This window comes from Anaerotignum sp. (assembly GCF_017483025.1).
GTDB lineage: Bacteria > Bacillota > Clostridia > Lachnospirales > Anaerotignaceae > Anaerotignum_A.
This window is the reverse complement of record NZ_JAFUMA010000124.1, coordinates 1-14666: the sequence shown is the minus strand read 5'-3', so window position 1 is coordinate 14666 and position 14666 is coordinate 1. Positions and strand designations below refer to the sequence as shown.

At 46.9% G+C, this 14666-nt stretch carries 16 protein-coding genes; 13 read left to right on the top strand and 3 right to left on the bottom strand.

Annotation, left to right across the window (positions count from 1 at the left end; genetic code table 11):
* Positions 1 to 7 precede the first annotated feature (7 nt).
* Positions 8 to 340, top strand: a complete 333-nt coding sequence (gene rsfS / locus IJ369_RS10470; RefSeq protein ID WP_290718817.1) for a ribosome silencing factor — start codon at positions 8 to 10, stop codon at positions 338 to 340.
* A 281-nt stretch (positions 341 to 621) separates the two neighbouring features.
* Positions 622 to 1302: a phosphoribosylaminoimidazolesuccinocarboxamide synthase gene (locus IJ369_RS10465; RefSeq protein WP_290718815.1), complete on the top strand. Its 681-nt coding sequence runs from the start codon at positions 622 to 624 to the stop codon at positions 1300 to 1302.
* A 51-nt stretch (positions 1303 to 1353) separates the two neighbouring features.
* Here the strand turns inward: IJ369_RS10465 and IJ369_RS10460 are convergent, their stop codons facing one another.
* The 3 genes from IJ369_RS10460 to IJ369_RS10450 form a co-directional block, all read right to left on the bottom strand.
* Positions 1354 to 2538, bottom strand: coding sequence for a tyrosine-protein phosphatase (locus tag IJ369_RS10460; RefSeq protein ID WP_290718813.1), 1185 nt, complete (start codon positions 2536 to 2538; stop codon positions 1354 to 1356).
* A 79-nt stretch (positions 2539 to 2617) separates the two neighbouring features.
* Positions 2618 to 2914, bottom strand: a complete 297-nt coding sequence (locus IJ369_RS10455; protein WP_290718811.1) for a hypothetical protein — start codon at positions 2912 to 2914, stop codon at positions 2618 to 2620.
* An 83-nt stretch (positions 2915 to 2997) separates the two neighbouring features.
* Complete coding sequence (locus tag IJ369_RS10450) at positions 2998 to 3453, bottom strand: S1 RNA-binding domain-containing protein (protein ID WP_290718809.1); 456 nt, start codon at positions 3451 to 3453, stop codon at positions 2998 to 3000.
* Between the two features lie 131 nt (positions 3454 to 3584).
* Between IJ369_RS10450 and rlmD the strand changes: the two genes are divergently transcribed.
* The 11 genes from rlmD (at position 3585) to IJ369_RS10395 (ending at position 14262) form a co-directional block, all read left to right on the top strand.
* The gene (rlmD, locus tag IJ369_RS10445) at positions 3585 to 5222 is read left to right on the top strand and encodes a 23S rRNA (uracil(1939)-C(5))-methyltransferase RlmD (RefSeq protein ID WP_290718807.1); all 1638 of its coding nucleotides are present in this window, start codon (positions 3585 to 3587) and stop codon (positions 5220 to 5222) included.
* A gap of 11 nt (positions 5223 to 5233) precedes the next feature.
* The gene (locus tag IJ369_RS10440; RefSeq protein WP_290718805.1) at positions 5234 to 5479 is read left to right on the top strand and encodes a DUF6061 family protein; all 246 of its coding nucleotides are present in this window, start codon (positions 5234 to 5236) and stop codon (positions 5477 to 5479) included.
* Positions 5480 to 5593: 114 nt separating this feature from the next.
* Positions 5594 to 6010: a DUF3842 family protein gene (locus IJ369_RS10435; protein ID WP_290718803.1), complete on the top strand. Its 417-nt coding sequence runs from the start codon at positions 5594 to 5596 to the stop codon at positions 6008 to 6010.
* 182 nt (positions 6011 to 6192) lie between these two features.
* The gene (larE, locus tag IJ369_RS10430; protein WP_290718801.1) at positions 6193 to 6936 is read left to right on the top strand and encodes an ATP-dependent sacrificial sulfur transferase LarE; all 744 of its coding nucleotides are present in this window, start codon (positions 6193 to 6195) and stop codon (positions 6934 to 6936) included.
* The gene (gene larB / locus IJ369_RS10425; RefSeq protein WP_330613002.1) at positions 6936 to 7685 is read left to right on the top strand and encodes a nickel pincer cofactor biosynthesis protein LarB; all 750 of its coding nucleotides are present in this window, start codon (positions 6936 to 6938) and stop codon (positions 7683 to 7685) included. The genes larE and larB overlap by 1 nt, the downstream gene beginning before the upstream one ends.
* Before the next feature lie 6 nt (positions 7686 to 7691).
* The gene (gene larC / locus IJ369_RS10420; protein WP_330613001.1) at positions 7692 to 9056 is read left to right on the top strand and encodes a nickel pincer cofactor biosynthesis protein LarC; all 1365 of its coding nucleotides are present in this window, start codon (positions 7692 to 7694) and stop codon (positions 9054 to 9056) included.
* Positions 9057 to 9358: 302 nt separating this feature from the next.
* A complete protein-coding gene (locus IJ369_RS10415; protein WP_290718795.1) occupies positions 9359 to 10771 on the top strand; it encodes an ABC transporter substrate-binding protein in 1413 nt (470 codons plus the stop codon).
* 133 nt (positions 10772 to 10904) lie between these two features.
* Positions 10905 to 11900: an ABC transporter permease gene (locus tag IJ369_RS10410; protein ID WP_290718793.1), complete on the top strand. Its 996-nt coding sequence runs from the start codon at positions 10905 to 10907 to the stop codon at positions 11898 to 11900.
* A complete protein-coding gene (locus IJ369_RS10405) occupies positions 11897 to 12721 on the top strand; it encodes an ABC transporter permease (protein WP_290718791.1) in 825 nt (274 codons plus the stop codon). Before IJ369_RS10410 ends, IJ369_RS10405 begins: the two co-directional genes overlap by 4 nt.
* Positions 12722 to 12731: 10 nt before the next feature.
* Positions 12732 to 13667 carry an ABC transporter ATP-binding protein gene (locus IJ369_RS10400; protein WP_290718789.1) on the top strand — a complete coding sequence of 312 codons (936 nt, stop codon included), beginning with the start codon at positions 12732 to 12734 and terminating at the stop codon, positions 13665 to 13667.
* Positions 13657 to 14262 carry an ABC transporter ATP-binding protein gene (locus IJ369_RS10395; RefSeq protein ID WP_290718787.1) on the top strand — a complete coding sequence of 202 codons (606 nt, stop codon included), beginning with the start codon at positions 13657 to 13659 and terminating at the stop codon, positions 14260 to 14262. Before IJ369_RS10400 ends, IJ369_RS10395 begins: the two co-directional genes overlap by 11 nt.
* The last annotated feature ends 404 nt before the right edge of the window (positions 14263 to 14666 follow it).

Genomic DNA, 14666 nt, shown 5'->3' with positions numbered 1-14666 from the left:
AAAAAGAATGAACGCATTGGAAGCTGCAAAAGTGGCGCAGGCTGCTTTGGAAGATAAACTGGGTGAAGATATCAAAGTGCTGGATCTGAGAGGTCTGTCCAATATCGCCGATTGTTTCGTCATCGCCAGCGGTAAAAACGTGAACCAGCTGCGCGCCATGGCTGATGAAGTGGAACAGAAGCTGTTTAAGGAAGGCATTAAACTGCACCATAGCGAAGGCTACAGCGGCGGCACATGGATTTTGCTGGATTTCGGCAATCTGCTGATCCATCTCTTCAACAGAGAAGAAAGAGATTTCTATGGTCTGGACCATGTCTGGGGCGACGCAAAGAGCCTGTAATAAGCCTTTTTTATGGCAAAAATTGAAAAAATAATATAGTTGGAATTCGACAAAAAAAGGCCCTCATTTGATGGTTTTTTTGGCATAAATGACGTTTTTAAAATTTCAGTTTGTAAAATTTTTTTTTCTGAAAACCCATCATCTGCTGAATTTGACAAGATTTTTCTTCAGGGTTAAAAAAAGCTTGAACATAGAGAAATTTTGCAGTACAGTAAATATGTTAGGGCAAATGAGCCCTCTAAAAATCGTGTTTTTTTAGAATATGAAAGGACGGAAACAAAATGGAAAAAATCTATCAGGGCAAGACAAAAGACGTTTATAAACTGGAAAACGGCAATGTGCTGCTGAAATTTAAAGACGACTGCACAGGTAAAGACGGCGTATTCGATCCCGGTGAAAACTCTGTTGGCCTGACAATCGAAGGCATCGGTAAAGCAAACCTGGAAACATCCATCAAATTCTTCGAGATCCTGAAAGAAGCTGGTATCAAAACACATTATGTTTCCGCTGATTTAGATAATGCTACAATGGAAGTTCTGCCTGCAACAGTATTCGGCAAAGGCCTGGAAGTTATCTGCAGACTGAAAGCAACAGGCAGCTTCATCCGTCGTTATGGCCAGTATATCGAAGATGGCACACCCATCGAAGGCGGCTATGTTGAAACAACATTCAAAAATGACGCACTGGGCGATCCCCTGGTAACAAAAGACGGTCTGGTAGTTCTGGGCATCATGAGCGCTGAAATGTATGACAGCATGAAAGAACAGACACTGGCGATCACAAAGATCGTTGCTGCTGAACTGGCAAAACTGGGTCTGGAACTGTACGATATCAAATATGAATTCGGTTTCAACAATGATGAAGTTATCCTGATCGACGAAATCGCATCCGGCAACATGCGTGTTTACAAAGACGGCAAATATGTTGATCCCGTAACACTGACAAAGATCATCAACGGCTGATTTTAAAAGCAAAAAATTACCCTCTCCAATCGGAGAGGGTTTTTTGTTTGCTCAGGAAAGATTTGCTTTGATGGCTGCCACTTCATCCGCTGTCAGACCCAGGCGGTCTGTCATATATTCTGTGGCTTCGACAGAAAGGTCGATGCTTTCTGCGTGGATATCCTCGATTTCGAAGGCGGTCGCCAGTGTTTTTTCGATATTGCTGGAAGCAATGACATCATACTGGGTGGTGCCTGCTTCTACGCCGTAATAGTTGTAGTAGGTGGTCATATAATCAGCAACCACTTCTTCGGCGGAAGCGCCCATCAGACATTCCAGCAGGGCGCTGGTGAAGCCTGCGCGGTCTTTGCCTTCGGTGCAGTGTACCAGATAAGGACCTTCCTTCTGAGCGGCAAGGAAACGCATGCCTTCCGCAAAGCCCTGGCGGAAATCATCGGAATCGGGGTCGATGCCCAGATTCAGACCGATCACATTGCAGGTGGAGTAATAGGTATCTGCCCAGCCCTCGTAGGCCTTCATGCCTTCGGCAGTGTCTGCCAGATTGATGATGGTTTTGATGCCTGCGGCTCTTACTTCCGCGTCAGCGTAGCTGTTTCTGCCGATTTTGGGGTTCACAGGGGAAGAGGAACGGTAGAGCTTCCCTTCGCCCATGCCTGTGGTGGTGATGGGGCGGAAGTTGGCAAATTCTGCATCGCTCAGGTGAGGATAGTCGGCTCTTTCATTGCTGCGTTCCAGATGATGCATGACATATTCTTCATAATAGCCGCCCTGGGATTTCATGGAAATGGTGATTTCTGCAGGCTCTTCCACGCCTTCATTGTAATCCCAGCGAAAGCCGGGCTCTTCTTCGATTTCTGTTTTTGTGGCAATGCCTGTGTCTGTAGCCAGGTCGCCCATATTAAAGGCGAGGATGACATGATCGGCTTCTTCTGCTTCATCGATCTTGATGCGGCAGATGGGGTCGCCGTCGTCTACATCGGAATAGCTGGAGCCCACGGGCATGTCGTAGGATTTGTCATTGATTTCGGCGGTGATGATGTCACCGTAGGTATAGCCTTCGGCCATAAATTCCGTGCCGGAAATGGAAAGGACGAGATTGCCGTATTTTTCGATCTCTGCCACGGTGGTGGTCAGTGCCTGTTCTTCTTCGATCTTTACTGCGCTGCCGCAGGAAGCGGTAAACAGCAAAGAGAAGGTCAGAAGAGCAGCAAATATTTTTTTGAATGTTTTTTGCATAGAGATACCTCCATTCTTTTTAGCGTTTTTGGATAGATGCAAAAAGAGCATATGGACCGATGATCCATATGCTCCATTTTTATTGGTTTTTATATTTTGTATCGATTTTGTTTAAGAAATATACGCATACCAAAAGCAGCAATAACCAGCCATACAGGATGGGACGGCTGCCGGGAAAGGGCACGTCTAACAGGGCTTTCCCCACGAAAACAGTGCCGACTACCATATGCATTCGACCGATTTCTTTCAGGTAAGCGGGGAGCATTTCCTCTGTGATGTTTTCCAGATTCCGTTTGGTATAAAAAGTTGTTTGACCAAAGAGGGCAAAAACGCCTCTGGCATAGAAATAAATACCTGCGAGAAACAGCAGACTCATGACGTTCTTTCCTCCTTTCGGGCGGGGCAAAACCTTGCACCCAAGCCTATTTCATGATAAAATAAATAATTGTGTGGCAGGAATCAGTAAGAGCGTTTGTTGGCTCTCTTATTCAGGCTGGTCTGGCGGTCGTTCGCCTGTTTCATCCATTCCTTCATCTTTTCTTCGAAATCGGAAGAAGCATTGACGGAGGACTGGGGACGGAAATATTCCTGAGCGGGATTGCTGGAACCCTGTTCGCTATGCTGTCTGCGGGGTTTATTGAAGGGTTTGTCATTTTTGGGGCGACGTTCTTCTTTCGGCAGAGCATCTCTGATGGAAAGAGCGATTTTATGATTTTCTTCATCGATGGAAAGGATTTTTACCTTTACCATATCGCCAACCTTTACATGATCATTGATATCCTGAACGAAGCTGTTGGCTACCTGAGAGATATGCACCAGACCCTGTACATTGCCAAGGGAAACGATGGCACCAAAGGGTTTCACGCGGACAACTTTACCTTCTACGATACTGCCTACTTCTAATTTTTCAGACATTCCTGTATACACTCCTGTTCGAAATTATGAATTGATTTATGATTGCGGATGTGGAAATCACATACAGGACTGATTATACCATATAAGAAATCGGAATACAAATAAAATTCAAATATAGTTTGGAGGCAACCATGAAGAAAAAAGATATCATCACCCTGGAGATCCAGGATGTGAATTTTCCCAATAAGGCCTACGGTGAATGCGAAGGGGAAAAGGTCATTGTAAAAAATGCTGTACCCGGGCAGAAGGTACAGGCCCAGGTATTCAAAAAGAAACCGAATCTGGTGGAAGCCCGCCTGCAGGAGGTCATCGAACGATCCCCTTTGGAACGGACAGAAGGCATGTGCTCCCATTATGAACTTTGCGGCGGCTGTACCTATCAGACCATGCGCCACGAAGAAGAACTGAAGCTGAAAGAAAGACAGGTAAAACGCCTGCTGGAAAACGCAAACATCAATATCGACAGCTGGGAAGGTATCGTGCCTGCTCCCTCTGAAACAGGCTATCGCAATAAGTGCGAATTTTCTTTTGGGGATGAAGAAAAAGACGGCGCGCTGGCGCTGGGTATGCGTAAACGCATGAGCTATTACGAAGTTGTTACCCTGAAAGATTGTAATATCATCGATCAGGATTATTTGAAGGTCATCGAAGGGACACTGGCTTTCTTCCAGGAAAGAAACGTACCCTTCTATCATAAAGCCCGCCACGATGGCTGTCTGCGCCATCTGGTAGTCAGAAAAGGCGCAGCAACGGGCGAGATCCTTGTGAATTTGGTGACTTCTTCCGAAGTGAATTTCTCTGTGGAAGAGTTCAAAGATATGCTGCTGGCGCTGCAACTGGAAGGCAAGATCGGCGGCATCCTGCACTCTGTGAATGATGGTCTGGCGGACGTAGTAAAAAGCGATGAAATGCACCTGCTCTACGGCAGAGACTTTTTCATGGAAAAACTTTTCGATCTGGAATTTAAGGTTTCTGTATATTCCTTCTTCCAGACAAATTCCGCAGGGGCTGAAAAGCTCTATTCCATCGTAAAGGAATTTGCAGGCGATGTGGAAAACAAGATGGTATTTGACCTTTACTGTGGCACAGGCACCATCGGTCAGATCATGGCGGAAGCAGGCTCCAAGAAGGTGGTCGGCATCGAGCTGATCGAAGAAGCGGTTGTGGCTGCCAACGAAAACGCAAAACGCAATGGTCTGGAAAACTGCACATTTATTGCAGGGGATGTGCTGAAAATGGTGGATGAACTGGAGGACAAGCCCGACCTCATCATCGTAGACCCCCCTAGAGATGGTATCCATCCCAAAGCCATCGGTAAGATCATCGATTTTGGCGCTCCTGAGATCGTATATGTTTCCTGCAAGCCTACTTCTCTGGCGAGAGACCTGGAGATCTTCCAACAGGAAGGCTATCGCGTGGAAAAGGTGAAACTGATGGACATGTTCCCCAGAACCGTCCATGTGGAGACGGTATGTTTATTGTCCAAACTTAATGCAAAGCAACATATCGAGATAAACTTGGATATGGACGAGCTGGATCTGACCGATGCGGAGAAGAAAGCTACCTATCAAGAAATCAAGGATTATGTGCTGGAGCACAGCGGCTTGAGAGTCAGCAGCTTGTATATCGCACAGGTAAAGCAGCAGTGCGGTATCATTGAGCGAGAGAATTACAACAAGCCGAAGTCTGAGGACGCTAAACAGCCCCAATGCCCGCCGGATAAAGAAAAAGCAATCAAGGAGGCACTCCAGCACTTCGGCATGATTTAAGGAGGGCGGATATGACGCATTTGATTTCTTGTGAGTTTAACATAGATACTGCTTGCGTTGAGCTGAAATTTACCGATGGCAGCATGATTGCCATTGATACTATCACCGTGGAGAACGAGGTTGCCGACAATATGTATCAGCGGTCAGAACTGGATTATCTGATTTACAACGATCCGATGGCGTATGCGGAGCTGATACTGAACGGTGATCCGGAGACATATCTGAAAACTGTCACAGAATATAAACCGCTTGATTAACTCAATCCCGTCTGCCTTGTTTCATGCTTTTATACAGAGCAAACGGGATTTATAGGTAGAAGAATTCACATTTTTTTGCTATAATGATAAAAAGATTTTCAAAATGAGGTAGCCATGAATATATTAGTCATTGATGCACAAGGCGGCGGTATCGGAAAACAAGTTGTTGCCGCTGTAAAAAAACGACTTCCTGAGTTGGTCATTACAGCTATTGGCGCAAATAGTCTTGCAACATCTTCAATGCTGAAAGCCGGAGCAGATCATGCAGCAACAGGTGAAAACGCTGTTGTGGTGGGATGTCGATCAGCAGATATTATTGTCGGACCGGTCGGCATTGCCATTGCGGATTCCTTGCTCGGTGAAATTACCCCTAAAATGGCAACTGCTGTTGGTCAAAGCAATGCAAAACGCATTTTAATTCCAATTAATCATTGTAATAATATTATTGTCGGCGTTGAAGACTTGAATACCAGCAAACTGATTGAGGCAGTTATAACTGAAATTCAAAACTGTCTTGATTGCGCTGATTGACTTTCAACGCAGAATATGTTATAATTAAATATCTGGTTTTGAGGCCAACACGAGTTGGCTAAACGGTTCTGAAGAATCGGGTTTCAATAATTCAGAAAACTATATTTCTCAATGTATACTACGAAGGTATATGACCTCCCAGAATGGGTGGCTCATATACCTTTTATTTTTTGAGGTTTTGTATGAAGCTTGAAGATTTTTTCAAAAACAATCACAAAGCAGCCATTGCTTTTTCCGGAGGCGTGGACTCTGCCTATCTATTGTATGCTGCCAAGACGTTCGGTGCAGAAGTTAAGGCTTACTACGTAGCATCGGAGTTTCAACCGGAGTTTGAAAAGAGAGACGCCTTACGGCTGGCAGAAGAACTTGGCGCAGATATGCAGATTCTACCTTTGCAGGTTTTATGCGATCAAAATGTCCGTGCAAACCCTTCTGACCGATGCTACTACTGCAAAAAGCAGATATTCTCTGCCATAGTTAAAGCAGCCGCAGAGGATGGTTTTTCCCTCATATTAGACGGCTCAAACGCTTCGGACGATGCAGGTGATCGTCCCGGTATGCGAGTGTTGCAAGAAATGTCCGTCCGGTCTCCTTTGCGTGAGTGCGGGCTGACAAAAGCGCAGATCCGTGAACTTTCCAAGGAAGCCGGGTTATTTACATGGGACAAACCGGCTTATGCCTGTCTTGCTACAAGAATCCCAACAGGCGAGGAAATCACAATCGATAAATTGCAAACCACCGAGCTTGCGGAGGACTACCTGTTCTCCCTTGGACTTACGGATTTTCGGGTGCGTTCCCAAAACGGTCATGCACGGTTGCAGGTGCCGGAAAAGCAGATTCAGACGGTACTTTCCCATCGAACGGATATTCTTGACAAGCTGAAACCGTATTACAAGTCGATTTCTCTCGATTTGGAGGTGAGATGATGAGCGATATCAGAAACATACTGGAGGGTGTCAGTGACGGCACTGTTTCTATTGATGAAGCACTGCTGAAATTGAAAATGAAGCCCTTTGAGGACATTGGCTATGCCAAAGTGGATATGCATCGAAAACTGCGGCAAGGCGCTGCAGAAGTTATTTACGGTGCGGGCAAAACGCCGGAACAGATCATCGGTATTGCAGATGCAATGCTGAAAAACGGGCAGAAAACCATATTGATCACCCGCTTGTCTGCGGAAGCAGCGGGAATCGTCAGTGCGGCGCATCCGTTGCAATATCATCAGGATGCCCGCTGCGGCGTTATCGGTGAGATACCTGCGCCAAGCGGTATTGGCAAAATTATTGTCGCTACCGGAGGGACAAGCGATATTCCGGTTGCAGAGGAAGCTGCCCTGACTGCGGAAGTCCACGGCAATGAAGTGGTGCGGCTGTACGATGTGGGCGTTGCCGGATTGCATCGTACACTGGCTCATCTGGATGAGATCATGAGTGCCAGGGTTATCGTTGCCATCGCCGGTATGGAGGGCGCTTTAGCGAGTGTTATCGGCGGATTGGCAGATTGCCCGGTCATTGCAGTTCCTACCAGTGTAGGATATGGTGCATCGTTCAACGGCTTATCAGCTCTATTGTCGATGCTTAATTCCTGTGCCAGCGGTGTTTCTGTTGTCAATATCGACAACGGCTTTGGTGCAGGCTATCTGGCCAGTATGATCAATCATATATCAAAGAAATAACGGAGGATGACAATGAAAACCTTATACCTTGATTGTTCAATGGGTGCAGCCGGTGATATGCTTACCGCAGCTCTCCTTGAGTTAATCCCCGATCAGGAAGCTTTTATCGAAGAACTTAACGCTCTTGGCATTCCGGGTGTTCATGTGAAGAAAGAGACATCGGTGAAATGCGGTATTACCGGAACGCACATTTCTGTGACTGTTCACGGTGAGGAAGAAGAAAGCATGGATGTTCATCACCACCACGAGCATGAGCACAGTCATGACCATGAGTATGAACACCATCACCATGAGCATGAACACCACCACCACGACCATGAACACGGCGGTGACCATGAGCATGAACATTACCACCACGACCATGAACACAGTCATGACCACGAACACCACCATCACGACCATGAGCACAGTCATGACCATGGGCATCACCATCATAGTGGGCTTCATGACATTGAGCATATCGTCAGAGGTCATCTGAATCTTCCTCAAAAGGTGCAGGATGATATTATGGCCGTCTACATGCTGATAGCCGAGGCTGAAAGCAAGGCGCATGGCAAGCCTGTCACAGAAGTACATTTCCATGAAGTTGGGACGATGGATGCTATTGCGGATATTACGGCAGTCTGTATGCTGATGAATAAGATCGCACCTGACCAGGTAGTGGTTTCTCCTGTTCATGTAGGCAGTGGACAGGTCAAATGCGCTCACGGTATTCTGCCCGTGCCTGCTCCGGCAACTGCACACATCCTGCGTGATGTACCGATTTACGGAGGACATATCCGCGGAGAACTTTGTACCCCAACAGGCGCCGCCCTGCTCAAGCACTTTGCGGCTCGCTTCGGCGATATGCCGGTTATGACCACTAAGGCCATCGGCTACGGTATGGGTAAAAAAGATTTTGAAGCCGCCAACTGTGTCCGTGTTCTTCTCGGTGAAACTGCTGACACTGGAGATACGATAGCTGAGCTTTCCTGCAATGTTGACGATATGACAGCAGAAGCTATCAGCTTTGCAATGGAAGCACTATTTTCTGCCGGGGCTTTGGAAGTCTATACCGTTCCTGTCGGCATGAAAAAATCAAGACCGGGAACCTTGCTTTGTACGATGTGCCGTGTGGACGATAAGGACAAGATGATCCGTCTTATTTTCAAGCACACCACAACCATCGGTATACGGGAACAGATTAGCTATCGCTACACATTAAAACGCAGCATTGAATCGGTCGAGACAAGTCATGGCACGGTAAGAAAAAAGATATCCAGTGGGTATGGCGTACGTCGAGAAAAATATGAGTATGAGGATCTTGCTGATATTGCCCGTAACAAAGATATTTCAATTGCAGATATTCTTTCTGATATTGGCGAGAACTGACGATATACAAGCAAAAATGCCCCGGCTGGCTGGCACCAAACCGGGGCTGTCGCACCCGAAATCACAACAAAAACAGGCGGACACTTATATTATAGTGGATACTGCCTGAAAATGAAAGGAGTATTCCCATGAAAACCACAAGAAAATTAATTGCAATGCTTCTGGCAGTTCTTATGTGCTTTAGCCTTGCAGCCTGCGGCAATGAAGCCGCAGAAACCAAAGATAGCGTAGTGATCGCTATCGGATCTGAGCCGGAGACCCTTGACCCCACACAGGGATGGGGACACGGAAACGCACCGATCGTGCAGAGTACATTGGTCAGATATACTTCCGACCTGTCTTTCGAAAACGATCTGGCAACCGGATATGAGCTTTCCCCTGACGGATTGACCTGGACCTTTACCATTCGTGATGATGTCAAATTCACCGATGGCGAGAAGCTGACCGCTTCCGATGTTGCATTCACGCTTGAGACTGCAAAGGCTGCACAAGGTGCCGTTGACCTTACATATATGGAAAGTGCAGTGGCTCAGGATGACAAAACAGTTGTGATCACCCTGTCCAAGCCCACATCTATCTTCCTCAACACGCTTGCTTCTGTGGGTATCGTTCCCGAGCATGCCTACGGCGATGATTACGGAATGAATCCGATCGGTTCCGGCCCTTACAAGTTTGTCGAGTGGAAAGCACAGGAACAGATCATTTTCACTGCCAACGAAGATTACTATGACGGCGTTCCTGCGATCAAGAATGTAACTGTAGTCTTTATGTCCGAAGATGCTGCTCTGGCTGCTGTACAGGCCGGACAGGTTGATGTTGCTTACTCTACTGCTACTCTCGGCACCACGGAAGTGGAAGGTTATCATGTAGAAGCAATTACCTCTGCCGATAACCGTGGTTTCACACTTCCTGTTCTGCCTGCCGAAGGTAAGACTACGGAGAGCGGTGCTCCGATCGGCAACGATGTAACCTGCAACATTGAAATCCGTCAGGCGATTGCTTATGCCATTGACCGTCAGTTAATTGCTGATGTTGTTCTGAACGGCTTTGGTCGTCCTGCTTACTCCGAGAATGATGGTATGCCTTGGAATAACCCCGAAGTTAAGATTGAAACAGATGTTGAGCACGCCAAAAAACTGCTTGCAGATGCAGGTTGGAAAGACACTGACGGTGATGGAATCGTTGAAAAAGACGGCCTGAAAGCAGAGTTTGACTGCGTATATCCTTCCGGTGACTCTGTCCGTCAGACGGTGGGTATGGCTGCTGCTGAGCAGTTGCTTGAGATCGGTATCAAGGTCAACATCAAAGGTATGGGCTGGGATGAAATCATGAATGTCATGTTCTCCGAAGCTGTACTGATGGGTTGGGGTTCTGCTATCCCGAATGAGACCTACTATCTGTATCGCTCTGAGGGAGCTTTGCTGGACGATTTCTATAATCCGGAAGGCTACATGAACGAGGTGACCGACGGCTATTTGAACGCTGCAATGGAAGCTCTCACTGTTGAAAAAGCGAATGAAAACTGGCAGAAGGCTCAGTGGGACGGCACTACCGGCACAGCTATGCAGGGTGAATGCCCTTGGGTATGGATCGTCAACCTTGACCATGTCACCTACGTCCGTGACGGTCTGTCCATTGGTGATCAGCCGATTCACGGTCATGGTCACGGTCTGCCTCTGATTCAGAATCTGCAGGATTGGGCTTGGGAAAAATAAATTAGAATCAGCAAATGGACAGCCTGCCGCATTACAAACGGTGTGGCAGGCTGTTCTAAAATTTTTCTATCGGCTTTTATGAGGGAATGGGGCTCGTTTCTTTATAAAAACCGATAGAATGTGAGGTGTTTTTATGAGCGGAACCTTAAAACGGGTTATCCGTATTTTCTTTACATACAGTATAAAAATAATATCACTGTTATTGGCTGTCAGCATCATTTCCTTTGTGTTGGTCAGTGCATCGCCGGTAGATCCGGTGCAGCAGTATATTCTCGGCTTGGGAACGGCAGTTTCGCCGGAACAGCGAGCTGAAATAGAAGATTATTGGGGCGTAAACGAACCGCCGATCGAACGCTATTTCAGCTGGCTTTCCGAGCTGCTTAAAGGCAATCTCGGAGAGTCGGCAATTTACCGCAGACCGGTTGCCGATATTATCGGGGAACGCTTTGTCAATTCTCTTGCATTGATGCTGTGTGCATGGATTTTGTCAGCAATCATAGGTTTCAGTCTTGGCTGTATCATGGGAATGTACAAGGACAAGCTTCCGGACCGTATTCTGAAAAAGATATGTTATATTTTGAGTTCGGTTCCGACATTTTGGTTGGGACTTGTATTTCTGTTGATTTTTGCTGTGGGATTCAGATGGTTTCCTATTGGATTTTCCAGTCCTATCGGTGTACTCAGCAAAGATGTCACCATTTGGCAAAAGCTGCATCATCTGATTTTACCGGCATTTACATTAAGCCTGATGTCCTTTGCCAATATCGCATTACATACCCGCCAAAAACTGGTGGATGTATTGAACAGCGAATATGTATTGTTTGCTAAAGCACGAGGCGAAGGCAGATGGACAATCCTGTGCCGACACGGTTTGCGGAATATCTTGCTTCCTGCATTGACCTTGCAGTTTGCTTCTTTTGCAGAGTTGTTTGGCGGTTCGGTTATGGCAGAAAATGTGTTCAGCTATCCTGGGCTTGGCAGTGCGGTTGCAGCAGCCGGTCTTAATTCAGATGTACCATTGCTTTTGGGTGTCACGCTGTTTTCGGCATTGTTTGTTTGTGTGGGTAACATGATCGCCAACCTGCTTTACGGCATTATTGACCCGCAGATTCGGGAGGTGGGCGAATGAAAAAGATAAATCGCCGCACCAAAGTTTTGATTTTAACTGTCATCATGGCGATTGTTTTTGTTGCCATCTATCTTTTTGGGATATTCATTCCCGAGGAAGCAGTTGCCGGCAGTTTCCTCAATGCAAAAAAGGCGCCTTCGTGGGAACATCCTTTTGGAACAGATGCATTGGGGCGAGACCTGCTGATGCGGACACTGAAAGGATTGTCCGTCAGTATCACTGTAGGCATTGCTGCTTCCGTCATCAGTGCTGTGATTGCTGTTTTCGTTGGTATTGCAGCAGCCACAGGCTCAAAACGGCTTGATGCCTTCATTAACTGGTGCATTGACCTTGTTATGGGTGTTCCACATACCATTTTGGTTATTCTTATCTCTTTTGCGCTGGGACGAGGATTGAAGGGTCTTCTCGTTGGAATTGCTTCTACTCATTGGTGCAGTCTTGCGAGGTTGATCCGTGGAGAAGTTTTGCAGCTGCGGTCTCAACAGTATGTTGCTGTGTCCCGAAAGTTAGGAAAATCCAGCGGTTGGATTTTGATTCACCATTTATTACCGCATCTTGTGCCGCAGTTTTTTGTCGGTTTGATTTTATTGTTCCCTCATGCTGTTCTTCACGAAGCATCGATATCATTCCTTGGATTCGGTCTGCCTCCGGAGCAGCCGGCTATCGGAATAATCCTGTCTGAGAGTATGCGTTATATCTCCACGGGAATGTGGTGGCAAGCTGTGCTGCCCGGTCTGACATTGGTACTGATTGTTCTTCTTGTGGATAAGTTGGGCGACAATCTGCGCACGATTTTAGATCCGTACAGCGCACAGGAATAGGAGGCAGTACATGATACAGAAAAAAGAAACTCTACTTGAAATACATGATCTGTCTGTCTCTTTCCGTATGTATGATCACGGACTTGAGCAAACAGACCTGAAAGTGATTTCAGATTTGCATCTGACAGTATACCCCGGCGAGATCGTAGCAATTGCCGGTTCTTCCGGCTCCGGCAAAAGCCTCCTTGCGTCAGCAATTCTGGGGATACTTCCCGGTAATGCCACTGTTTACGGTCATATTAGCTACAAAGGGCAGCAACTGTCTGCCGAACGACAAAGACAGCTTCGTGGAACTAAAATAGCACTTGTGCCTCAATCGGTTGCCTATCTTGACCCGCTGCTAAAAGTCGGCCAACAGGCAGACGGACACAAGAAGCCTTATCCAACCGAAAAAAGGCGCAGCTTGTTCAAGCGTTTTGGTCTGCCGGACAAAACAGAGCAGCTTTATCCTTATCAACTATCCGGCGGTATGGCAAGACGTGTGCTGGTATCTACAGCATTGATAACCGATTCTGAACTGATTATTGCTGACGAGCCAACACCGGGCATGAGTTTGAATCAGGCGTTGGAAGCACTTAAAATGTTTCGGGAAATGGCGAATGAGGGGAAAGCAGTTATTTTGATCACCCATGATATTGACCTTGCCTTTGAGTTTGCCGACCGGGTTGCTGTGTTTTATGCCGGTACTACTGTGGAAACAGCTCCTGCTTCTGATTTCAAAAAAGGTCCGAATGCACTGCGTCATCCATATTCTAAGGCACTGTGGAGAGCGTTGCCGCAAAACGGATTTCACTCCATCGAGGGTTTCCAACCGTATGCGGGAAATCTTCCCAAGGGCTGTTTGTTTGCTCCTCGCTGCCCCTATAAGACGTCAAAGTGCGAAGAAGGAATACCGCCAGTTACAGAAGTGCGCGGTGGAGAAGTGAGGTGCTATCATGTCACTTGAAGCAAGAAACATTTATTTTCGCTATGATAAAAAAATGCCGTGGGTTTTGGAAAACAGAAGTCTTACTGTCAGCAAGGGAGAGCGCCTTGCTCTGTTTGCCCCCAGCGGTTACGGAAAAACAACGCTTGCCATGCTTCTGGCAGGATATTTGCAGCCAACACAGGGAGAGGTATTGCTGGACGGAAACCCGCTTTCCTCAAAAGGTGTTTGTCCGGTACAGTTGATTTATCAGCATCCAGAAAAAGCAATCAATCCTCGTTGGCGTCTGCGAAGAGTGTTGGAGGAGAGCGGACAGCTTCGTGAAGATATGCTTGATGCTTTCGGGATCGAACGTGCTTGGCTGGATCGCTTTCCGAGAGAGCTTTCCGGCGGCGAACTGCAAAGATTCTGCGTGGCAAGAGCACTTTTGAGCGGAGCTGATTATTTGATTTGTGATGAGATCAGCACTATGCTGGATGTCATCACGCAAGCACAGATTTGGAATGTTGTTTTGGAAGAAGCCAAAAAGCAAAACATGGGTATTATTGCCGTTACCCATAACCGGCATTTGGCTCAGAGAATTGCCACACGAGTTGTGGATTTGTCTGAGCCATAATAAAACCGCTGTAATTTTCATCCTCGCAAGGATGGAAGTTGCAGCGGTTTTGTATTTTCTGAGGAATGGTGTCAAACTGCATTTTTACAGTTTGGGTACCATTTTCGAGGAAAATATGTGGGTGTCCAGAGGGATGCAATCCCTCGGCTCTGGGTTTCCAATAGGGGCGAGAAGCATCCCTGTAGGCACACGATTTTGCTTGCAAAGTCTAGTGTGTTATACCTTTTGCGACCGCCGCATTTCGCAGAAATGCACTGGAAAGGGGCTGGCCCACGCCAGACAGACACTTTTCGGCGGCAGCAGAACAGGCGGATTTTGTGGGCTGCAAGCTACAAAAGACAAGGAATTTGCAATGAGCAAAATCCGGCTGTTCGTGTGTAGTTGGCATAGGAAATCTTGAAGCG

What these genes read in the sequence shown, in the direction of transcription:
- rsfS (WP_290718817.1), top strand. Translation starts at nt 8, where the DNA reads ATGAACGCATTGGAAGCTGCAAAAGTGGCGCAGGCTGCTTTGGAAGAT.
- IJ369_RS10465 (WP_290718815.1), top strand. Translation starts at nt 622, where the DNA reads ATGGAAAAAATCTATCAGGGCAAGACAAAAGACGTTTATAAACTGGAA.
- IJ369_RS10460 (WP_290718813.1), bottom strand. Translation starts at nt 2,538, where the DNA reads ATGCAAAAAACATTCAAAAAAATATTTGCTGCTCTTCTGACCTTCTCT.
- IJ369_RS10455 (WP_290718811.1), bottom strand. Translation starts at nt 2,914, where the DNA reads ATGAGTCTGCTGTTTCTCGCAGGTATTTATTTCTATGCCAGAGGCGTT.
- IJ369_RS10450 (WP_290718809.1), bottom strand. Translation starts at nt 3,453, where the DNA reads ATGTCTGAAAAATTAGAAGTAGGCAGTATCGTAGAAGGTAAAGTTGTC.
- rlmD (WP_290718807.1), top strand. Translation starts at nt 3,585, where the DNA reads ATGAAGAAAAAAGATATCATCACCCTGGAGATCCAGGATGTGAATTTT.
- IJ369_RS10440 (WP_290718805.1), top strand. Translation starts at nt 5,234, where the DNA reads ATGACGCATTTGATTTCTTGTGAGTTTAACATAGATACTGCTTGCGTT.
- IJ369_RS10435 (WP_290718803.1), top strand. Translation starts at nt 5,594, where the DNA reads ATGAATATATTAGTCATTGATGCACAAGGCGGCGGTATCGGAAAACAA.
- larE (WP_290718801.1), top strand. Translation starts at nt 6,193, where the DNA reads ATGAAGCTTGAAGATTTTTTCAAAAACAATCACAAAGCAGCCATTGCT.
- larB (WP_330613002.1), top strand. Translation starts at nt 6,936, where the DNA reads ATGAGCGATATCAGAAACATACTGGAGGGTGTCAGTGACGGCACTGTT.
- larC (WP_330613001.1), top strand. Translation starts at nt 7,692, where the DNA reads ATGACAATGAAAACCTTATACCTTGATTGTTCAATGGGTGCAGCCGGT.
- IJ369_RS10410 (WP_290718793.1), top strand. Translation starts at nt 10,905, where the DNA reads ATGAGCGGAACCTTAAAACGGGTTATCCGTATTTTCTTTACATACAGT.
- IJ369_RS10405 (WP_290718791.1), top strand. Translation starts at nt 11,897, where the DNA reads ATGAAAAAGATAAATCGCCGCACCAAAGTTTTGATTTTAACTGTCATC.
- IJ369_RS10400 (WP_290718789.1), top strand. Translation starts at nt 12,732, where the DNA reads ATGATACAGAAAAAAGAAACTCTACTTGAAATACATGATCTGTCTGTC.
- IJ369_RS10395 (WP_290718787.1), top strand. Translation starts at nt 13,657, where the DNA reads ATGTCACTTGAAGCAAGAAACATTTATTTTCGCTATGATAAAAAAATG.